This window comes from Streptomyces sp. NPDC048664, from assembly GCF_040650555.1.
Lineage (GTDB): Bacteria > Actinomycetota > Actinomycetes > Streptomycetales > Streptomycetaceae > Streptomyces.
Genome location: NZ_JBEZHK010000025.1, coordinates 1 through 20,800 on the forward strand (window position 1 = coordinate 1; position 20,800 = coordinate 20,800).

General features: G+C 70.7%; 20 protein-coding genes. All 20 read right to left on the minus strand.

From position 1 onward, the window contains the following. Positions 1 to 104: 104 nt before the first annotated feature. The 20 genes from AB0C59_RS24610 to AB0C59_RS24705 all read right to left on the minus strand — a co-directional run bounded on the left by AB0C59_RS24610 (position 105) and on the right by AB0C59_RS24705 (position 20,795). A complete protein-coding gene (locus tag AB0C59_RS24610; RefSeq protein ID WP_363008063.1) occupies positions 105 to 428 on the minus strand; it encodes a TcmI family type II polyketide cyclase in 324 nt (107 codons plus the stop codon). Between the two features lie 58 nt (positions 429 to 486). Continuing rightward, a complete protein-coding gene (locus AB0C59_RS24615) occupies positions 487 to 966 on the minus strand; it encodes an SRPBCC family protein (protein ID WP_363008065.1) in 480 nt (159 codons plus the stop codon). Position 967: 1 nt separating this feature from the next. Beyond that, complete coding sequence (locus AB0C59_RS24620) at positions 968 to 1,225, minus strand: acyl carrier protein (protein ID WP_363008067.1); 258 nt, start codon at positions 1,223 to 1,225, stop codon at positions 968 to 970. A 66-nt stretch (positions 1,226 to 1,291) separates the two neighbouring features. Further along, entirely contained in the window at positions 1,292 to 2,533 is a 1,242-nt protein-coding gene (locus AB0C59_RS24625) for a ketosynthase chain-length factor (RefSeq protein ID WP_363008069.1), read from the minus strand. Next, complete coding sequence (locus AB0C59_RS24630; RefSeq protein WP_363008071.1) at positions 2,530 to 3,798, minus strand: beta-ketoacyl-[acyl-carrier-protein] synthase family protein; 1,269 nt, start codon at positions 3,796 to 3,798, stop codon at positions 2,530 to 2,532. Before AB0C59_RS24630 ends, AB0C59_RS24625 begins: the two co-directional genes overlap by 4 nt. Beyond that, entirely contained in the window at positions 3,795 to 4,271 is a 477-nt protein-coding gene (locus tag AB0C59_RS24635; protein ID WP_363008073.1) for a cupin domain-containing protein, read from the minus strand. Before AB0C59_RS24635 ends, AB0C59_RS24630 begins: the two co-directional genes overlap by 4 nt. 301 nt (positions 4,272 to 4,572) lie before the next feature. Further along, positions 4,573 to 5,730, minus strand: a complete 1,158-nt coding sequence (locus AB0C59_RS24640) for a SchA/CurD-like domain-containing protein (RefSeq protein ID WP_363008075.1) — start codon at positions 5,728 to 5,730, stop codon at positions 4,573 to 4,575. A gap of 245 nt (positions 5,731 to 5,975) precedes the next feature. Then, positions 5,976 to 6,281: a hypothetical protein gene (locus tag AB0C59_RS24645; protein ID WP_363008077.1), complete on the minus strand. Its 306-nt coding sequence runs from the start codon at positions 6,279 to 6,281 to the stop codon at positions 5,976 to 5,978. 130 nt (positions 6,282 to 6,411) lie between these two features. Beyond that, a complete protein-coding gene (locus AB0C59_RS24650; RefSeq protein WP_363008079.1) occupies positions 6,412 to 7,836 on the minus strand; it encodes a DUF6177 family protein in 1,425 nt (474 codons plus the stop codon). A gap of 3 nt (positions 7,837 to 7,839) precedes the next feature. Then, positions 7,840 to 11,817, minus strand: coding sequence for a type VII secretion protein EccCa (eccCa, locus tag AB0C59_RS24655; protein ID WP_363008081.1), 3,978 nt, complete (start codon positions 11,815 to 11,817; stop codon positions 7,840 to 7,842). Between the two features lie 52 nt (positions 11,818 to 11,869). Beyond that, positions 11,870 to 13,069, minus strand: a complete 1,200-nt coding sequence (locus AB0C59_RS24660; RefSeq protein WP_363008282.1) for a MinD/ParA family protein — start codon at positions 13,067 to 13,069, stop codon at positions 11,870 to 11,872. A 20-nt stretch (positions 13,070 to 13,089) separates the two neighbouring features. Continuing rightward, positions 13,090 to 14,445, minus strand: a complete 1,356-nt coding sequence (eccD, locus tag AB0C59_RS24665; RefSeq protein ID WP_363008083.1) for a type VII secretion integral membrane protein EccD — start codon at positions 14,443 to 14,445, stop codon at positions 13,090 to 13,092. Between the two features lie 13 nt (positions 14,446 to 14,458). Beyond that, the gene (locus AB0C59_RS24670) at positions 14,459 to 14,713 is read right to left on the minus strand and encodes a hypothetical protein (protein ID WP_363008085.1); all 255 of its coding nucleotides are present in this window, start codon (positions 14,711 to 14,713) and stop codon (positions 14,459 to 14,461) included. A 385-nt stretch (positions 14,714 to 15,098) separates the two neighbouring features. Further along, positions 15,099 to 15,965, minus strand: coding sequence for an immunity 49 family protein (locus tag AB0C59_RS24675; protein ID WP_363008087.1), 867 nt, complete (start codon positions 15,963 to 15,965; stop codon positions 15,099 to 15,101). A 158-nt stretch (positions 15,966 to 16,123) separates the two neighbouring features. Next, positions 16,124 to 16,534 (minus strand): hypothetical protein, encoded by a 411-nt coding sequence (locus AB0C59_RS24680; protein WP_363008089.1) that lies wholly within the window; start codon positions 16,532 to 16,534, stop codon positions 16,124 to 16,126. Positions 16,535 to 16,768: 234 nt separating this feature from the next. Further along, positions 16,769 to 17,374: a hypothetical protein gene (locus tag AB0C59_RS24685; RefSeq protein WP_363008091.1), complete on the minus strand. Its 606-nt coding sequence runs from the start codon at positions 17,372 to 17,374 to the stop codon at positions 16,769 to 16,771. A 196-nt stretch (positions 17,375 to 17,570) separates the two neighbouring features. Next, on the minus strand, positions 17,571 to 18,338 hold the full coding sequence (locus AB0C59_RS24690) for an immunity 49 family protein (RefSeq protein ID WP_363008093.1): 768 nt from the start codon (positions 18,336 to 18,338) through the stop codon (positions 17,571 to 17,573). Between the two features lie 132 nt (positions 18,339 to 18,470). Further along, positions 18,471 to 19,331 carry an immunity 49 family protein gene (locus AB0C59_RS24695; protein ID WP_363008095.1) on the minus strand — a complete coding sequence of 287 codons (861 nt, stop codon included), beginning with the start codon at positions 19,329 to 19,331 and terminating at the stop codon, positions 18,471 to 18,473. 55 nt (positions 19,332 to 19,386) lie between these two features. Beyond that, entirely contained in the window at positions 19,387 to 19,764 is a 378-nt protein-coding gene (locus tag AB0C59_RS24700) for a hypothetical protein (protein ID WP_363008097.1), read from the minus strand. Positions 19,765 to 19,934: 170 nt separating this feature from the next. Continuing rightward, positions 19,935 to 20,795 carry an immunity 49 family protein gene (locus tag AB0C59_RS24705; RefSeq protein ID WP_363008099.1) on the minus strand — a complete coding sequence of 287 codons (861 nt, stop codon included), beginning with the start codon at positions 20,793 to 20,795 and terminating at the stop codon, positions 19,935 to 19,937. Positions 20,796 to 20,800 lie beyond the last annotated feature (5 nt).

Below are 20,800 nucleotides of genomic sequence, written 5' to 3' on the forward strand. Positions count from 1 at the left end.
CGAGTTTCATGGCGGCCCGTACCCTAAACCGACTCAGGTGGTCAGGTAGAGAATACCGAGGCCCGGCGACCGGTGTGCGAGGGCTGGAGGCGTTCCGCGTCGGGTCAGTCCCGCTCCCAGCGGTAGAAGCACTGCGCCATCGCGTCCTTAGGAGAGCGCCAGGTCGCGGGGTCGTACGCGCTGACGTACGCCGTGAGCCGCTCGCTGATGTCCCGGAAGGCCGGGTGCTCGGCCACCTTGGCGATGGCGGGGCCGGGCTCCCGCTCGGACTCGACGAGGTGCATGTACACATCGCCGAACTGGAAGAGGCTGCGCCGGGTGACCCCGACGAGGTGCGGCAGCTCCCCCCCGTCCGAGTCCGCGAACACCTTGGCGATGTCCGGGGCCGACCCGGGGGCCATACGGGCGACGATCAGGGCCTGGTGCATGGGGTCCGTACTCCGTCCTGTCCGGTCGTTCCTGACCGGTCGTGTCTTCGGTGAGGGGTCAGTCGGCCAGGACCGAGGCGGGCCGGTTCCGGGTCGCGGCCTGCTCGACGCGGTCCCGGATGAGGGCCATCTGGACCTTGGAGTTGCGGTTGATGTTGTCGGTCATCCAGGCGTCGTCCACCGGCGCCTCGGCCCGCATCTCGAAGTCCTGCGCCCACACCATCCGGGTGCCCTGGGGCACCTCCTCGTACTGCCAGCGGATGTTCATGTAGGCGAAGGGACCGGGCTCGACGCGGCGGGCCCTGACGCTGAGGGTGTCGCGGTCCGTCTCGCGCTCCGAGACCCAGCTCCACACCGTGCCGTTCTCGTCGGGGTGCATGGTCAGCCGGAACGTCGTCCGGTTGCCCTCCCGCGAGAGCACCTCGCAGGAGGCGTACTCGCTGAACAGGTTCGGCCAGTTGTCCAGGTCGTTGGTCATGTCCCAGACCAGGTCCACCGGCGCGGCGATGACGATCTCGTTCTCGGTGTGTCCGGCCATGTCAGGCTCCTGCCATGAGGGTGGTGTTGACGAGGTCGAGGAACTGACGGGGCGTCCTGCAGCGCTCCGCGTCGGGCGGCATCTGGGTGCCGTGCCGGTTCTCCAGCTCGCCCACGATGCCGAGCAGGCCGAGCGAGTCGATGCCGAGGCTGTCGAAGGCGGAGTCACAGCTCTGTTCGAGCTCCCGTGGGGCGACGGTGACCCCGGCGGCCTTCTTCATCAGTTCGGACAGTTCTTCGACGGTGATGCGCTCACTCATGCGATTCCTCTCCTTTCCGCTCCATTACTGGTTCCGCGTCATTGCTTGCGTGTCATTGCTTCCGTGTCATGCGCCGCGCCGCAGCACGAGCGCCGAGTTCGACCCCATGAGTCCCCGGCTGAGGACCAGCGCCGTGCGCAGTTCGGCGGGGCGCGCCTGGCCGGTCACCAGGTCGAGGTCGTGGCAGACGTCGAAGACGCCCGGTGTGGGGGGGATCAGACCGTGCTCCATCGCGAGCACCGCCGCCGCGCTGTCCAGCACGGGCGCCGCGCAGTAGCCGCGGCCCGTGCCGGTCTTGGGCGCCGTGACGGGTACGCGCCGGCCGTGCGCACCCAGCACCTGTGCGAGTGCCTCCGCCTCGGCGCCGTCCGCCGCCGGCACCCCGAGGGCGTCGGCGAAGACGACGTCGACCTCCTCGGGGGCGCAGCCGGCCTCGTCCAGGGCGCCGCGGATCGCCTGGACGAGCCCCTCGCGGGACTGCTCCCAGCGGGAGGCCCCGGTGAAGGTCGCCGCGTGCCCGGCCACCACGGCCCGGACCGGTACGCCCCGCTCACGGGCCGTGCTCTCGTCCTCCACGACCAGCATCGCGCCGCCCTCGGCGGGCACGAAGCCGCACGCGCCGGAGGTGAACGGACGGTACGCGCGGGCCGGGTCGGACTCGGTGCTGAGCTCGTCGTAGCCGAGCTGGCACACCATCGAGTACGGGGCGAGCGGCGCCTCGGTGGAACCGGCCAGCATCACATCGGTGCCGCGCGCCACGGCCCGGGCCGCGTGCGCGAGGGCGTCCAGGCCGCCCGCCTCGTCGGCCGCGACGACCGAGCAGGGGCCCTTGAACCCGCGGCGGATGGAGATCTGGCCGGTGCTGGCCGCGTAGAACCAGGCGATGGACTGGTAGGGGCCGACGTAGCGGCTTCCCTTGCCCCACAGCCGCTGGAGCTCCCGCTGCCCGAACTCACCGCCGCCGGACCCGGCGGCGGTGACCACGCCCAGCGAGAAGGGCGAGCCGTCGGGGGCGTCCCGGCCGATCCGCGCGTCCTGGAGCGCGAGATCGGCCGCGGCCATCGCGAAGTGCGTGAACCGGTCCGTCTGGACGAGGAAGCGCTCCTCGACCGCCGAGGCCGGCTCGAAGGACCGCACCTCACCGGCCACCCGCAGCGGCAGATGCTCGCAGCCCTCGCGGGTGATCCGGTCCAGGACGCTGACGCCCTCGCTGGTGGACTTCCAGAAGGCGTCGGTGCTCGTTCCGTTGGGCGCGACGACGCCGATTCCGGTGACGGCGGCGCGCCTGGTGTGCTGCCGAGGGCTCATCGTGTCCTCTCCCTCTGCCGGGTCAGGATCACCGCGGACTGGAAGCCGCCGAACCCGCTGCCCACGGAGAGCACGCTGTTCAGCCTGCGCTCGCGCGCGACGCGGGGCACGTAGTCCAGGTCGCATTCGGGGTCGGGGACCTCGTAGTTCGCGGTCGGCGGTACGGCCTGTTTCTCCAGGGCCAGTACGCAGGCCACGACCTCGATGGCGCCGATCGCGCCGAGTGAGTGCCCCACCATGGACTTGATGGAGCTCATCGGCGTGTCGTACGCGTGATGGCCCAGCGCCCGTTTCACCGCGGCGGTCTCGTGCCGGTCGTTCTGCCGGGTTCCCGAGCCGTGCGCGTTGACGTAGTCGATCGCCGAACCGTCGAGCCGGGAGTGGTCGAGCGCGGTCTCGATCGCCCGCGCCATCTCCAGGCCCTCGCTGGTCAGACCCGTCATGTGGTAGGCGTTGCCGAACGTGGCGTAGCCGCTGAGTTCGCAGTACACACGGGCGCCACGGGCCCTCGCGTGCTCCAGCTCCTCCAGCACCAGTACGGCGCCGCCCTCGCCCATGACGAAGCCGTCGCGGTTGTTGTCGAAGGGACGGGAGGCGTGCTCGGGGTCGTCGTTGTTCGGGGACGTGGCCTTGATCGCGTCGAAGCAGGCCATGGTGATCGGGGAGATCGGCGAGTCCGACGCACCCGTGATGCAGACGTCGGCCCGGCCCTCCTCCACGGCGTGGAAGGCGTACCCGACCGCGTCGAGCCCGGAGGTGCAGCCCGTGGAGACGGTCTGCACCGGACCGCACGCGCCGAAGCGCTCCGCCACGGCCGACGCGAGCGTGCTCGGCGAGAACGCCCGGTGCAGCTGGGGCTCCGCCTCGCGGTGGTCCACGTCCCAGCGCTGCCCGTGGGCGCTGACCAGGACGTAGTCGTGCTCCAGTCGGGTGGTGCCGCCGACCGCGGTGCCGAGCGAGACCCCGACGCGCCACGGGTTCTCCCGGGCGAGGTCGAGCCCGGCGTCCCGTACGGCTTCGTCCCCGGCGACGAGGGCGAACTGGATGTACCGGTCGGACCGCTGGACCTGCTCCGCGTCCAGGCCGTGCGCCACCGGGTCGAAGTCGCACTCGGCGGCGATCCGGGACCGCAGACCGGACGGGTCGAAGAAGGTGATGCCCCGCGTCGCGGTACGGCCGTTGGCGAGCAGATCCCAGAACGCCGGTACGCCGATACCGCCCGGAGCCACAATGCCTATGCCGGTGACCGCCACGCGCCGGGTCATGAACGGACCTGGCCTTGCCCGGCCGGCCGGGCACCGCCCGCCTCGGCAGCCTTGACCGTGCCCGCGACCGCGACGACGTCCCGCTCCTCGGTCTCCTCCGTGTCCACGTGCCCGAGCTGCGGGCGCGGGGCGAGGGGGCCGAGGTGGAAGACCAGGCGGGCCTCCTCGTCACCGACGTTGCGGAAGCGGTGCCGCATGTAGGCGGGGATCAGCAGCCCCTGCTCGGGCATGAGCGGTGTGGCCTCGCCGTCCAGGTCCACCTCCAGCCTGCCGCAGATGACGTACACGAACTCCTCGGAGTACGGGTGGTAGTGCTCGCCGATGCGGTCGCCGGGCTCGATGAGGGCCACACCCATGAAGCCGCTGGTGGAGCCGACCGTGGCCGGGGTGAGCATGGCGCGCAGATCGCCTCCGCGCCTGCGGTTGGGATCGATCTCGTCGAGGCCCACGATTCTGGGGCGGGGTTTGATCACGTCGATTCCTCCTTGGTGAGATGCCGGAACGCATGTGCTGCGTCGACATGGGCGGGGCCGGCACGGGGCTGGGGACAGCCCCAGGCCGGCGAGGCCCGATCGATGGGCCCGATGGCCCGGTCACCGCGGTCCGGTGAGCGTCGGTCCGGTGTCCGGTCGGGTACGGGGCCGGAACCGGACCGGCGCTCGGCTGCCGGGCCACGGCTGCGCGGTCGTCCGCGGTCGCCCGCGGTCAGGTGTCGGGTACGGCTCGGGGTGGCTCAGGTGGGGGTCGGGTCGGGGTGCGGGACCCGGGTGGCGGTCAGGCCTCGGGGGCCGAGCGGCGGTCGGTGACCAGGTCCATCCGGGCGAGCGTCAGGAAGCGCACCAGGTCCTCGCCCTTCAGCGCGGAGCCCTCCGCGCCCACGGCGGCGCCGTCGACCAGGGTGGCCAGCTCGGCCGCCTGCGGGGAGTCGGGCAGGCCCAGGGCCAGCACCGGGTCCGCCTCGATGCCGCCGCGCACGTCGACCAGCCGCACCACGATCTCGTCGCGGTGGAAGACGGTGCTGCTGCACACCGGGCTGTTCGGGTCGTCCGCCGCCAGCTCGTCCTGCTGGGCCAGCAGCCGCGCCAGCTCCATCCCGCGGCCGGCCTGGGCCGGGTAGTACAGCGCGAGGCGTTCCGCCTCGGAGCACTCCTGACCGCTCGTCACATGGTGCACCGCGGGCACCGCCGCCCGGGTGAAGAAGACCCGGGTGGCCTCGGGGTCGTCGAAGTCCCGCTCCTGCTCCAGATAGGGGTTGATGGCCTCCTCCACCGCCCGCACCTCGGGCTGCCGGGAGACGTGGCGCAGCGCGGCGAGCAGGTCGCCCTCCACCTCGATGGCCCGCACCACCCGGTTGCCGTGCATGAAGAGCGAGGTCCGGCACAGCCGCGTGGACTCGTCGACCTTCGCCTTCGGCGGGGCGTAGTCCGCGAGGATCTTGGCGACCTTCTCCTCGCTGCCCGGCTTGACGGTGAAGGTGAGCGCGTGGCGGATCTTGCCGTCGCCGATCCGCGGGGCCGACTGCAGCCGCCGCGTGGCGGACTCGGCGGGCGTGGCCACTCCGGTCTCCCGCACGACGTGGAAGCGCAGCGAACGGGTGTCGCGGACGCAGCTGTGCAGCGGACGCACCATCTGGACGTGGTCCTCGCTGTTCACCCAGTCGAGGAAGGGCGGGGCACTCTCCCACTCGCTGGTGATGAGCCACTGGGAGGGGTTCTCGATCGACTGGCAGAGCTGGTCGCTGACGTGCCCGGGTACGGACGCGACCTGGGTGCACAGTTTCTCGTACGCCTCCAGGAACTGCTGCTGGGCTCCGTCGTACACATCCACGAGCAGCATCACGCGCAGCCGGGAGCCGTCGAAGACGGACTGGGAGACCCGCTTGGACATCTGTCGCGTCAGCGGTTCTGAAATACGTTCAGACGTTGTGGTCATCCTTCGCACTTCTTCCTTCGCGAGGGGGCAGAGGCAACGTCGAGCCGCGGGTGACGCGACGTCAGCGTTCCTCGATCGTGTGCCGGTCGCAGGGAGTGCGCGACTCGTATGAACCACGTGGGTGACCGGGGGCGCGGGCTCGATCGCCCGAACGGACGCACGGCCCGACGACGAAGCATCCGAGCCTGGTCGGGGCGGGCGGCCCGGCGACGCCGTGTCCATGACCGGCGCGCACGAGGCCGACCTCACCCCCGAGGCCGCCCGGGCCGCCGGCCGTCCTCTAGCACCTCGGCAAGGCCGGTGAGGGTGAGCAGCGACCGCAGCGCGGGCCCGGCGTCCCGCAGGACGAACTCCCGGCCGGCACGCCGCGCGGCCAGCCGCAGCCGGGCCAGGTGGTCGAGGTCCGCCGCCGTCGGCTCGACGAGGGCGGACACCTCGCAGACGACGACCACCGCGTCCGCCCGGGCCGCCAGCAGCGCGGCCAGCCGTTCGGCCAGGGCCTCGCCGGACCCGGGCGGAAGCGGGGTGAGGGGGAACTCCACGGTCTCCATACCGGCTCAGACGCGTCCCCGCCCGAGGACTCATCGGCTCCCGCCCGTGCGGCGCGGCGCGTGCACCGCCCCGCGGAAGGCCCGTGCGGGGGCGGCCGGACCGCCGGGCCGGTCCGGGCCGGGCCTCGGGTCAGCTGCCCTTGAGGTGCCTCATCAGACGCTCGAAGTCCGTCCAGCCCGCCAGGTCCGAGGGGTCGCCGTCGAAGGGGTAGTAGAGCGCCGGGCGCCGCTTCGGGCCCAGCTCGCGCGGCGGCCGGGCCAGCGGCGTCCGCCGGGCCCGGTCGCCGGGCATCTGCCGCACCTCCTCCGCGCCGAGGACGAAGGCGTACGGGACGCCCGGGCCCTCGAAGCGCGGGGGCACGGACAGGTCCCGGCGGGCCCGGCGGACCTGGACCAGCATCGACTGCAGGTCGTGCCGGGTGGCCAGCACCTCGGCGGCCCGGGTGATGTCGGCGTCCGTGGGCACCTCCTCGCCCGGCCCGTAGCCGAACGCCAGCGTGACGTCCTCCTCCACCCCGCCCGTGGTACGGCTGACCCGGACCGTCGCGAGACCCGGGCGCTCCGGGGTGCCGACGACCACCAGCCAGGTGGGATCGGGCGCACGCTCGTAGGCCACATCCGTCAACTGGCGGGGTGACCAGGGCAGGTTGGCGGGCTCCTCGGTGCCCCAGCCGGCCGGCGGCTCACCGGTGAGCTCGCGCCACACCGCCTCCAGGGCGCCGCCGAGCACGAGCCGCTCGTCCGCCGGGTGGATCGTCCGGAAGGACACGGCCAGCTGGCGCTCTCCGTCGTCCGAGGTCCTGGGGGCGAAGGACGCGGCCAGGGGGGTGCGCGGGTCCTGCGGGGACGCGTCCGGGGACCCGACGGGCTCGAACAGGCCGTCGCCCCAGCGCAGCACGGCTCCGGACAGGCCGTCGTAGTAGCCGTCCTCCTCGTCCCGCACCACCCAGCGCGAGGGCCAGCCCGGCAGGCTGTTGCGGACCGCCGGGGACAGGCGCGTGCCGGCCGGGGTGACGATCTGCAGGCCCAGTTCGGCCTCGGCGGCGGCCCCGAAGGCGTTCGAGAGCCAGGCGGTCATCGCGACCACCGGACGGTCCTGGATCACCACGGCGACCTTGTCGGTGAGCACGTCCACGGCGGGCTGCGCCGCGGCCGGGGTCGGCACCGCCCGCACCCCGTCGGTGCTGACCACCCCCAGGGACCGGGTGGCGTCCGGTGGCCAGGCGGTGCCGCCGACCAGGGTGGCGACGCGGGCCGCGAACGTGCCCGCGAGCCGCTCGGCCTCCTTGACACCGGTGGTGGCGCGGGCCTCGGTCCACCAGTACGGCACCTCGGGTTCGGTCGCCCCGAGCAGCCGCTGCGCCTCCCCCCTGACCCGCACCAGCAGGGGTGCCTCGACGGAGACCAGGGGGCGGCCCTGTCCGTCGCAGAGCTGCACCACCGCGCCGTTCCCCTCGGCGCCCGCCAGCAGGTCGGGGCCGCCGGAGAGCAGCGCCGCGAGCACGCTGAGCGGGTCGGGCATGTTCCTGGTGAGTGCGACGACGTCCTTCGTCATGGGTTACCTCGCCCCCGTGTACACCGTCTGGATCAGCCGGTTCGGCTCGCCTCTCCGGATCAGGACGCCGCGACCGGGCGGCTGCCGGTCGGCGTACACACCGGGGAAGAGCTGGCCCTCGCTGCGGTCGCCGGCCATCACCATCGCCGACGAGCCGGACTCGCGCAGGCTCTGCAGCAGCGGCTCGTACATGCCCCGGGAGGCTCCCGCGACCCGGCGGGTGAGGACGAAGTGGAGGCCGATGTCCTGGGCCGAGGGGATGTACGGCAGGAAGGGCGCGAGCGGCTGCTGGCCCGCGGTGGTCAGGACGTCGTAGTCGTCCACCAGGATCACGATCCGCGGGCCGGAGCCCCAGTCGCCCGGTTCCAGGTCGGCGCCGTCCACGCCGTCGTCGGGCAGCCGCTTCTCCAGTTCGGTGGCGATGCCCGCGGATAGGCCCGCGCAGAGCTTCGCGTTGTAGGCGTACCCGCCCAGGTACTCCTCCGGGACGACACCGCGCAGCCCGCGGCGCGGGTCCATGACGCCGAAGACCAGTTCGTCCTCGCCGTGGCGCTCGATCAGGCCCTCGGCGACCGCCCTGAGCAGGCTGGTCTTGCCGCACTCGCTGTCCCCCATGATCAGCAGGTGCTGGTCGTGCCGGAACAGGTCGAGCAGGACGGGTGCCAGCTGCGTCTGGTCCAGTCCGATCGGGACCCGGCGCGGTTCGGCCACCGGGCCGGGCAGCAGGCGCGGCTCCAGGACGTGCGGCAGCACCCGGACCGGCTGGGCCGTCTCGCCGGTCCAGGTGGCGCGGATCGTGCGGGCCGTGCGCTCCAGGACCGCGCCGAGATCGCCCGTGTCGTCGGCGCCGTCCGTGCGGGGCAGGGCGACCTGGGCGAAGAGCTTGCCGTCGGTGAGGACCCGGCCCTTGTCCTCGGGGGCGAGGGTCTCGGCGAGCCTGCGGTCGACGCTGGACTCGCCGGGGTCGTTCAGCCGCAGCTCCACCCGGGTGCCGAACTGGGACTGGGCGGCGATGCGCACGTCGTTCCAGCGCAGCATGCCGGCGACCACGTGGATGCCGTAGCCGCTGCCCCGCTTGAGGATGTCACCGACCGCGTCGTCCAGTTCCTCGAAGTCGTCGCGCAGGGCGCCGAAACCGTCGATGAGCAGCACGATCTCCGTGGAGGCCAGCTCGGGGACGCGGCCCGCGGCGCGCAGGGCGCGCAGCTGCTCCAGCGAGTCGACCTGGTGGACCCGGAACAGTTCCTCGCGCTGGTCCAGCATGCCGCGCACGGAGTCGACGGTGCGGGCGCACCGCTCCCGGTCCGCGCGGCCGGCGACCCCGCCCACGTGCGGCAGCCCGGACAGCGCCTGCAGACCGCCACCGGCCAGGTCGAGACCGTAGACGCCGACCTCCTGCGGCGTGTGGGTGAGCGCCAGGGACAGGGCGAGGGTGCGCAGCAGGGTGGTCTTGCCGGACTGGGGGCCGCCGATGACCGCCGCGTGGCCGCCCGCCACCGTGAGGTCCAGGAACCACTGGCCCTGCCACTGCCGGGTCGGGTCGTCCAGGACGCCCAGCGGCACCTGGAGCGGGCCCCGGCGCCGGGCGAGCTGCACGCCGCGCGCGCCCACCTGGACCGGCCCGGCGACCTGGTCGAGGGGGACGGCGTCGGGCAGCGGGGGCAGCCAGATCTGGCGCACGGGCGCGGTGTCGGCGTTCTCGATCTGCCGGACCATGACGCCCATCTCGGTCGGCCCGGTCTCCCGGCGCCGCATCTGCGGCTCCTGCGGACCCGAACCCTCCTCCTGGTCCAGGGAGTTGTACGCCGTGTACTCCAGGACCGACGGCCCGCTCTCCTCGGTGTCCCGCTGGACGGGCCCGCGGTAGGCGCCGGAGACGTAGCCGGCCTTGAACCGCTCGTAGTGGCTGGTGTCGACCTTGAGGTAGCCGAAGCCCGGCAGCGGGGGGAGGTGGAAGGCGTCCACCGTGTCCAGGACCGTGCGGGACTCGTCGGCGGAGAAGGTGCGCAGGCCGAGCCGGTAGGACAGGTAGGTGTCCAGGCCCTTGAGCCGGCCGCCCTCGATGCGCTGGCTGGACAGCAGCAGATGGACGCCGATGGAGCGGCCGATACGGCCGATGGACAGGAACAGGTCGATGAAGTCCGGTTTGGCGGTGAGGAGTTCACCGAACTCGTCGATCACCACGAACAGGTGCGGCAGCGGTTCGAGGTCGGGGCGCCGCTCGGCGCGCAGGGCGGCGTAGTGGCCGATGTCGCTGACGTCGCCCGCCTCCTTGAGCACCTTCTGGCGCCGCTTGACCTCGCCGGCGAGCGAGGCGTGGACGCGTTCGACCAGGCCGGTCTGGTTCTCCAGGTTGGTGATCACACCCGCCACGTGCGGAAGGCCCGCGAACGGTGCGAAGGTGGCGCCGCCCTTGTAGTCGACGAGGACGAGCGCGAGGTCCTCCGGCGGGTGGGTGGCGACCAGCGCGAGGACGAGGGTGCGCAGCAGCTCGGACTTGCCGGAGCCGGTGGCGCCGACGCACAGGCCGTGCGGGCCCATGCCCAGCTCGGAGGACTCCTTCAGGTCGAGGAGCACGGGCTCGTGCCGGTCGTTGACGCCGATCGGGACGCGTAGGAAGGCGCGTTCGGCGCGCGGCGCCCACAGCCGCTCCAGGTCGAGGTGGGCGACGTCCTCGATGCCGAGCAGCTCCGCGAACTCGACGGGACCGGCCAGCGGGGCGTCCAGCAGGGACTCGGCGGACAGCCGCAGCGGGGCGAGCATCCGGGCCAGCCCCTCGGCGAGGGCGGGGCCGACCTCGTCGACCGTGCCGTGGGCCCTGATCGGCTCGGCCTCCCGCAGGTCCTCGATCTCGACGCGGGACCCGTCCACGGTGATGCGCACGCCGACGCTGTCCGGTTCCCGCACCCGCTCGTCCAGCAGGTGCAGCACGGTGACGCCCATGTCCCGCAGGCCGACCGCCTCGTCGGGGCGCGGCAGTTCGACGGCGTCGCCGCCGTGCGCGTCGGCGACGACGAGGAGCCGGGACGTCATGGCCAGGGCGTCCTTGCCGGACAGGCCGCGGCGCACCTCCGCCGCGTAGGAGGCACGGCGGCCGAGCTCGGCGCCGATCTGCCGGGCCAGCTGCGGCGGCGAGGGCGCGATGCGGCGGGCGGCGACCGGGCCGTCGAACTGCTCGGGGTCCAGCAGGTGCGGCAGCCACTTGGCCCACTCCCAGTCGGCCAGCCGGTCCCCCGGGGCCGCGACGGCCACGGCCACGTCGTCGGGCGCGTGCGTGGCGGTGGCCTGCGCGAGCAGCGCGCGGACGACGCGCAGGGTGTCCTCGCGCGGGCCGATGACGCTGATGTCGCCGACCCGGTCGAGCGGGACGGTCAGCGGGAGTTCCGTGCCGGTGCCGAAGCGGGCGGTCAGCGCGGACGCCTCGTTGAGCATGAACCGGTCGGGCGGGGTGAGCACGGACGAGCCCTGCTGGGCGACCTTCAGATCGCGCACCGGCATCTGGCCGGTGCCGACACGCACCCGCAGGAAGTCCCCGTCCACCCGCCGCCGCTCCCACAGCCGGGCGGGGTCGCGCACGATGTCGTACAGGGCGTCCGGCGGCGGGTTGAGCACCTGGGCGCTCTCGCGCCGCTCCCGCTCCTCCTCGGCCAACTGCTCGCGCAGCTCCTCCAGATAGGCCAGATAGGCCTCGCGCTGGGTGCGGCGGGTGCGCTGGGCCTTGCCGCGCTGGGAGAAGGCCATGGCGAGGGAGCCGGCCAGGGTGACGACGAGGATGATCGCGCCCAGCCCCGCGAACTGGCTGTTGCGTACGACCGTCATCATCACGACGGACGACATGACGCCCGCGACGGGCAGCAGCGAGTGCAGCACCGAACCGGCCTTGCCCTCGGGCAGGTTGGGCGGCGCCTCTATGGTGCGCGGCTCGGGCACGGCCGGCGGCCGGGTGGTGCGCGCGGGGCGGTGGATCAGTCGGGTGCTCATGTTCGTCGCCTCGTCCTCGGGTTGCTTCTACGCCCCTTCCTGTCGGGCGGGTTCAGCGCTGCTTCTGGGAGAGCCGGAACGCGTCGGCGGCCAGGCGGGTGGCGGCCTGCCGGGTGGCCCGGGCGAGGAGGTCGGTGCGCAGGGCGCCGCCCTGCGCCAGGTGGCGGTCGTAGGGCAGGACCACCACGGTCACTCCGGCCGCGGTCAGTTCCTCGGCGGCCCTGCCGAGGTCGACGCCGGGGTGCGGCGCGGTCTCGGTGAGGACGACGACGGTGAGGTCCAGCACGTGCCGGGGCAGGTTGCGCATCCACTCCAGGACGGCGTGCGTGCTGGCGAGGCCCTCGGGCGTCGCGGCCACGGTGAGCACCCGGGCCTGCGCGGCGGACAGCGCGGTGCGGGCGACCTCGGCGGGCAGCGTCTCGCAGTCGACGACGGTCACCCCGAAGTAGCGGCGCAGCGACACCATGACCCGCTCGTAGCCCTTGGTGTCGAGCATGGCGCCGACCTGGCCCTGACTGCCGGGCAGCAGCCAGGCGTTGCCGCCGAGCGGCACCAGGTATCCGGTGACGTCGAGCAGCGACATCTGCGGCTCCAGCAGCCCGGCGAGATCACCGGTGGTCCAGCGCACGCTCTCCGCGCCCAGCCGCAGCGGCAGCGAGCCGAGCGCCGGGTCGGCCTCGACGGCGAGCACCGGGTCCTGGCGGTAGTGGGCGTAGGTGGCGGCCAGCAGGGCGGCGACGGTCGTCTTGCCCGAGCCGCCCCGGATGGAGGTCACCGCGATCTGGCGACCGGTGGTGACCGCCTGCTGCAGCACCTCGGCCCGCGCCGCGGTGTCGGCGACCTCGCGGGAGGCGGAGGAGGAGACGGTGCGGCGTACCGCGCGCAGGGCACGGGTGCCGAACGACTCGCCGTGGCGCGGCTTGAGCACGGCGGCGGCGAGCCGCTTGTCGAGCACGGGCCGGGAGTCGGGGGTGGCGCGCGGCGCGGGCCGGGCCTGCTGCTGCGCGTACTGCTGCTGGGTGTACTGCTGCTGGGGAACGGGCGGCTGAGCCCGCTCGGCGTGCTGCTGCCGGGGCGGATGGCCGGGCGCCGGCGCGGATCCCTGCTCGGGGTACGCGTGTGCCTGCTCCGGGGCGCCCCGCTGTCCCGGAGTACCGATCCCCTGGTGCTGCGGCCCCGGCGCAGGCTGCTGGGGTGTGCCGCCCCTCAGATCGCGCAGCACGTCGCCCTGCCAGTCGTCCCCGCTCGGCATGTCGCCCTTCTCCCCTGGCATCAGAACTTGTTGAGCAGCTTCCCGTAGAGGCCGAACGCCCCGACGGCGAGCGGGAACAGCCCGATCACACCGGCGGACTCGATCAGGTCGCCGATCCGCCGCAGCCGCACCCGCACATGCTCGGGCGGCTGGATCGCGAGGACCAGCAGCGGCAGCGCCGCGGCGGCGCACAGCAGCACGAGCGCCCCGGCGCCGCCCGCGTGGTCCACCCACACCGACGCGAGCCGTACGACGAGCAGCGCGGCCCCGACGTAGAGCGCCACCACCTCGGCGGCCAGCGGGAAGGCCCGGGCCCGGGCCATCAGGACGACGGCGGTGAGCGAGGCCAGGGCGATCGTCCACACGGTGGGCCGCGCGGCGTCGGTCAGCAGCCAGCCGCCGGCGGCGGCCGAGACGGCGGTGGTGACGGTGGCCAGCGCCAACCCGCGGTGGGTGGCGGCGAGCGCGGTGGCGACCTGGTGACGGCTGACCGAGGCGCCCGAGGAGAGCCGGTCGTCGAGTCCGGTCAGCCCGGAGGCCATCAGCGCGAACCGGGGCAGCACACCGAGCAGGACGACGGAGAACACCGCCATCACCGCGCCGAGCCGCTCCGGGCGGTCCTGCACGGCGGCGACGGCCTCCCACGCCAACCCGACGCAGGCGCTCGCGCCCGCTCCGAGCAGCGCTCCGCGGCCGAGCGGGGAGAACCAGGCGAGCAGCACCAGGGTCAGCACCAGCACCGCGACGACACCGGCCAGCCGGGCCGGGCCGGACCAGCCGTCGGCGTCGGCGGCCGTCCAGGCGGCGAGCAGACCGAGCGCCCCGGAGGTGAGCAGGAGCGTGGTGGCCAGTCCGCGGTTGCCGCCGCCCGCCTTCGAGACGAGCGCGCCGACGGCCAGGAACACGACGGTGACGGCCGCGAGCACGGCGGCGACGGACTCCAGCGGGAACTCGCGCCGGGCCAGCAGAGCCGCGGCCACGGCGAACCCCACGGTGGCCGCACCGGCGCCGATCCGGCGGGTGGCGGGGCGCCAGCGCCAGGCACGCAGATCGAGGTCGTCGGCGACGTGGTCGATGACGTCGTGCACGACGGGCGCGGGCGGCGCCGCGTGGGCGCGCACCAGCTGGAGCACGGCACCGTCGGGCACTTCGGCCGACGACAGCGTGGCCTCGTGCGGCAGCGCCGAACCGTCGGAGGTGATCAGCTGGCGGGTCATGGGCCGCGAGGCGGCCCGGTCGTCGAGCAACTGCAGTATGTCCGGCAGCAAATGCCCGATCGGGGTGTCCGACGGCAGGACGACATCGGCACGCCGACGCTCACCGACCAGCGTGACCCTGCTCAGTTGCGTCCGGGAAGTCGTCGCTGTCCTCACCACCTACCGGAACCTATCATCGCGACGCCGTGGCCGAGGGCGCCCCGGGGACGGGAGCGCTGTGCTGCTTGGCCAGGGTGGCCTGCAGAAAGGACCACCCGACGCATCCGGCGCACAGTACGGCCGCGATGGCGATCCCCGCGAACACCTTGCCGAGCCGCTCGTCCGCCGAACGCCGAGCGCGCTGCGCGCCGAACAGCAGCGCGTCGCGCAACCGCCGCCGCCGCACCGCCACCGACTCCAGCAGCTGGCTGTCGTAGTCCCGTGCCATACCTCGATTCTGCACCTCCGCCCCGCACCCGGTCACCGTCGGGGTGCTGTCCGGCTGATGCCGAGGTACTGCCTCATGGTGGGCAAGGCGGCCAGCTTTGACGAGCCCTGCGCCCGGGGTGGCCAGGATCTTTCTCCCCGCTTGCCCAGGCTCCTCGTGCGACCGCTCGGGCGCAGCTGGCGCGGTGCGCTTGGTGCACTGCGGAAGTGCGGCCCATGCCACCATCTCCTGGCTCAGCACACCGCCCTCAACCGCGACACATGTGGGCAGACAACCCAAACAGCGACGAGTTGAGTGCCACCACCGCGGACACGTGCCCTCTTCAGCAACGGCTTTCAGGCGCCTCACCGCCCATCCTCATACGGATTCGGTGCCATGCCACCCGTCAGGTGCTGTACTCGCCCACCCAGGTGCGCTTGAGCAGGTGCTTAGGGAGGTAATCGGACTCGACGTCGACATGCATCTCTGCGTCAAATGCCAGACAGGCCATGGCGAGCGGTCCGAGGGCGACAAGGCCCTCAGCACTGAGGGAGCGCGCCTCGTTCGCGGTCCAATATTCCCTATGCCACGTGAGGGCGTCGACCAAGGCCGCGTTGAACTGGTCGGTCTCGCGGCGCAGGTAGCGATGGAAGAGTTCGATCGGAGGGTAAAGGATCTTCAGCATGAGCTCCGTGCTGGCGATCTCGGCGGCTTCGGGAGCTGTGCCGTCGATGGCGGTGACCAGGGTGTCCCAGGTCTCCGGCCGTCCGAACCAGAAGTTCTGCAGAGTCTCCACCCAGGCGTAGATGTACTCGTCGAACTCCGCGCCGGATGCTCGAAGGAAGGAGACAGGAACCTGAGCAAGCTGCCTGGCCCGGTCGTTCTCGCGACAGATCACCGCGAGATAGAAGGATGTGAGCCAGTTGCCCGCGTGGAGATAGTCCTGAGGACCGGTGGCGGGAAGGTTCTTCACCTCGTCCATGCTGCCGACACGGCAGGCCACGGGCCCCTCTGCAGCCGTGGCAGCGGTGAAGAGTCCACAGCCCACCTGCATGGCGGTGACCCATGATTCCCAGGTCGGGAACTCACCTGCCGTCGGGTTTGTCAGGCAGCGCCACCGCGCGAGTGCGAGCGTGATCGGCAGCGCATCGTAACGATCACCGTCCGAGGTCTCGACGTGGTCCAGTACGTCCTTCGAGCCCCTGATGACCGGCGCCATGAGCTCGTCCGCGTTGTCCGTGCGGAAGTCATGACGTGCGATGCGGGTGACCACGTGCTCTCCTTGGTCGGGCTGCTCGGGGGGGCCGCCCTCAGACCTCGAACTCGCCGAGCCGGCCGCGCTGGAGCAGATGCTCGGGCAGATAGTCCGTCTCGACGTCTATGGGAATACCGCCATCGTAGGCGAGGCAGGCCTTGTGCGACTCCACGGCCTCAGCTGGTCTCCCCCTCGGACGCCGAGCTGCCGTCGCGGCGCCACGAGGACAGCCGAGCCCCGTGCTCGTCCCACGTGTCCACCTCGCACAGAGAAAAACGGGCTCCATCGAAGAACTTCCGTGACTTCAAGACCCCGTTGGGGTGCCACTCCTTGAATTCACCGACAGCACAGCCGTTCCGCACAACCCCCTCCGAGCGCAACGCCCCGTCCTGGTACCACTCACGCGACCGTCCGTCGAGGACTCCGTCGGTGTACTCATCCAGGCTGATCAGACGCCCGCTCTGATGCTCGGTCACTTCTCCGGTGAAGGGCTCACCCCGGTGGAGCAGACGCTGGGCAAGGTCCATGTCGACGTCCGGATCATCAATGTCGATGCGCGGTATGGACCCCATCAGAGCGAGGGCCACGTGGGCAGCAAGGCTGCGCGCGGATCGGCCCCGCAGTGAGTGCAGGCCGCGGCCAGTGACGTACTGAACGCTCTACCGAGGGCACGCGATGACCCATCAAGGGAGTCGATTTTTCGGCCAACACTAGCGTCGAGCCGCTCCGCGCGACGCGCCGCCTCATCGGCGGAAATCTCGTGGCGAGGGACGGTGACAGGCATTCGATGCAGCTCCTCCAGCCGATGACTCAAGGGATCATCACATATCCGGCGCACTCACTACCCCATACCCTTCGGCCCTGCCGAAGCATGTCGCCTCACCGGGCTCGGCCATCACACCCAGCAACCCTTCCAGGTCCTTGAGTGCTGCAGCTAGCCGCCGAGAGATCCGCTGATGCACTTCCGGGTGCGGTGCTCCACGGAAGTCGAACGGCCCCCAGATGTCATGGTGTACAGCGACATCGGCTGACAGTCCGAGAGGCTCCGCAGAGACCGTCAACTCCACCAGACCATGCTCCTGACGCTGCGCGCCGCCCTCATCGAGCCATGTGCCTGACCCCGTGACGAGAAAGCCACTGAACTCGACCTGCTGGAATGCCACCGGACGCAACTCTGCGACTTTCACGGCCAGTTGTTCATCATCAAACGACTTCGGAAGCTGCAGACGAGTCTTCGCGATCGCCCCCTTGCCGGGCACAACCCAATACCACTCGAGGGCGCTCGGCCTCAGCAGGTCGTACTCCCGTGGGACGGCGGACATCCGGCCCGCGGTGCCGAGCGCCGAGTGGAGCCCGGGCTGCGCATAGTCCTCCAAGTCCCAGAACCAGGAAGCACATTCACGCGGCGCGCGCATAAGCATGGACATCGACTATTCCTCATAGGCGTGCAGCACGGCACTCGGCCCATCGCGCACAGCTTCTACGTACTCCCCTTTGCATGCATGCCAGGTCGGACGCAGATACACCCGAATGAACTTCTCAGGTTCCGAGTTCACGAAGCCTCACTTACGGATGGAGCTGTCCCCCAGCTGATGCGCTCGTCGGCGGGCGGACGCTCGACCCTTACGTGGGGAACTCCCCGCACCAGTTGCGGCCCAGGAGGGCGACGGGCAGGTACTCGGACTCGACCTCGATCAGGATGCCGGCGTCGTGGGCGAAGCAGGCCATGGCGAGCGGGGCGAGGGCGACGAAGCCCGAGGCCTGGACAGCCCGGTCCTCGTGGCTCCAGTACCGCTTGTGCCATTCGAGGGCATGGGTCAAGGCGCCGTTGAAACCCTCGTTGTCCTCGCGGACCATGCGGTGGAACATCTCCATCGGCGGGTAGATCAGGTGCGCCACGGTCTCCGGGTCGGCTACGCGCTCCGGGTCCGTCGCGTCGATCGCGGCGACCAGCTTGCTGCTGAAGTCCGGGCCGCCAAGCCAGTAGGTCTGGAGGACGTCGATCCAGGCGAAGTCGTACTCCTGGAAATGCGAACCGTTCTCCCGCAGAAAGGACAGCGGCACGCGGCACAGGGCGGTGATCCTGTCGCGTTCCCGGCACACCACCGCGAAATAAAAGGCTGCGAGCCAGTTGCCCGGGTGCACGTACCACTGCGGGCCGGTGGCTGCCAGAGTGCGCTCCTTGTCCGCGATCCGGCACACCACGTGATCCTCGGTCGTGGTCGCCGCCGCGAACACGGCCGAGCCGACCTGCATCGCGTTCACCCAGGACTCCCAGGTGGGGAGTTTCGAGCCCAGCGGGTCCACCAGGCACCGCGAGGTGGCCAGGGCGAGCGTGACCGTCAGGGCATCGCCCAGGTCGGTGGAGTCCGCCTCCAGCTCGTCGATCAACCCTTCTGCGTTCGCCTGAAGGATGGCAAGGCCCGCTGCCGCATTCCCCGTGGGAATGGGGTGGCGGGAGACGATCGATGGCAACGCGCTTCTCCTTGGACGATCTAGAGGCAGCAGGAGCATGCGCCTGGCTCAGATCTCGAACTCACCCAGCCAGCCGCGCTGGAGCAGATGCTTGGGCAGGTAGTCCGTCTCCACCTCGACCGGGATGCCGCCATCGTAGGCGAGGCAGGCCACAGCCAGGGGAGCGAGGGCGACCATCCCGGATGGGTCGTGCGCCCTGCCCTCGTCCGCGGTCCAGTAAGCCTTGTGCAACTCCACAGCCTCAGCCAAGGCCTGGTTGAAGCCCGGCCCATCCTGACGCAGGAAGCCATAGAGGAGGTTGATGGGCGGATAAAGAATGTTCTGCAACAGGTCACGAGGAGCGATCCGAGCCACATCGGGATGAGATAGCTCAAAAGCCCGCGTCAACTCATCCACCAACTCCGGCCGCCGCAGCCAATACGCCTGCAACGCGGCGACCCAGTGGTAGATGTACTCGCCATACGCCCCGTCCGGCGCCCGCAACCGGTCCAGAGGCACCTCGCACAACTGGGTCAACCGCTTCTGATCGCGGCAGATCACAGCCAGCCAGAACGCAGTGAGCCAGTTACCCGCGTCCGCGAACGTGCGCGGCCCGATCCCCGGCAAGTCACGCACCTCATGAGCGATACGACACCGCACCGTCCCCTCACGGACCCCCGTCACCGCGAACGCAGCACAGTAGATCTGCATCGCACAGACCACCGCCTCCCACGTCTCCAACCTGGCCGCTCGCGGATCGACAGCACAACGAGCCTGGACATGAAGCAGAGCGGTACCCAACACCATGTCAATGGAGTCAGGGGCATCTTCGAGCCCTTGGACGATCTCGATCACACTGCGCCCCAGAGCCGCCGCGTACCCCTCGTCATCGGGTCCGGGCGAGCTGTGCCGCGGGATGGTGACGGTCACGGTGTGCTCCTCCTGGAGGTATCGAACTGGCCCATACGGGAACACTCACCGGACATCAATACGCCATTCCTTCTCCGCGCCACTCCTTCGTCAGGTTTCCTTCCTCATCCCATTCGTATTGCGCCAACTGCCGCAGCCCGCTTTCACTCATGATCGCACGCGCCGCAAGTCGACCGTTCGGGTGCCACTGCTGGAATTCACCAGCGGGAAATCCTTCCCGCATAACGCCCTCTGACCTGAGAGTCCCGTCCACATACCATGCGCGTGCCTGTCCGTTCAGGACTCCGTCGGTGTACTCATCCAGGCTGACCAGACGTCCGCTCTGATAGTCGGCCACTTCTCCGGTGAAGAGCTCGCACCGATGGAGCAGACGCTGAGCAAGGTCCATGCCGACGTTCGGATCATCAACGTCGATGCGCACTATGGACGCCATCAGAGTGAGGGATCCGTTACGAGAATCAGGTCAGACAAAGTACCCATCTTCCCCGGTATCCGGAAGCCCTGCCAAGAACCGTGAGAATGAGTCCAGTCAGTGTGGTGGAGATGGAAGAAGCGACCGTCACCGCGCACCGCCGCGCCAAGGGCAAGGAACTATCGATCTGCTCAGGTCTCGAACTCGCCGACCCAGGAACGGTCAAGGAGCGATTTGGGGAGGTACTCAGACTCGACGTCGATCGGGAAGCCGGCATCATAGGCCAGACATGCCATAGCCAGCAGCCCCAGAGCGATGACACCATTAAGGTCTCGGCTCCTCTCTGCTGTTGCAGTCCAGTACGCCTTGTGCAGCTCCAGAGCCTCGATCAGCGCACTGTTGAATCCTGCGTGATCCTTACGAAGGAAGTAGCTGAAGAGGTTGATGGGCTGATACAGGACATTCTGAAGAAGGTCCCGTGGTGCGATAGAGGCAACCTCGGGATACGACGCCTCGATTGCAGACTGGAGTTTCTCAATCAGCCCGGGGCGTTCGCACCAATAGGTCTGGAGGGAATCAACCCAACGATACACATACTCATCGCCGTGCGCGCCAGACGCGCGTAGCAGCTCGACCGGAACACCACACATGGCATCCATACGCTGCTGGTCTCGGCAAACAATCACCAGCCAAAGCGTGGTGAGCCACTCTCCGGCGTTCGCATAGAACTGCGGTCCAGTTGCCGGGATGATGCGCATCTCATCCATAATTCGGCACTCAATGGTTCCCTCAGTGAGTTGCGCCGCCGCAAACGCAGCGGTACCGAGCTGCATCGCGGCAACGGCGGCTTCCCATGTGTCGAGTTCCGATGCGTCCGGGTCCAAAACAGCTCGCGCCTGGACCAAGGACAGGGACTCGTCAAGAGCCAGCCCAAAAGCGGCCGCCGACCGACCAAGGTCGGCGACACTCTCTTGAAGGTCTTCGGCCAAGACCTGGACGGCGGCCTCATCCAAAGCCTTCGGCCTGGCGTGCCGTGCTACTCGCGTCGTCACGTGAC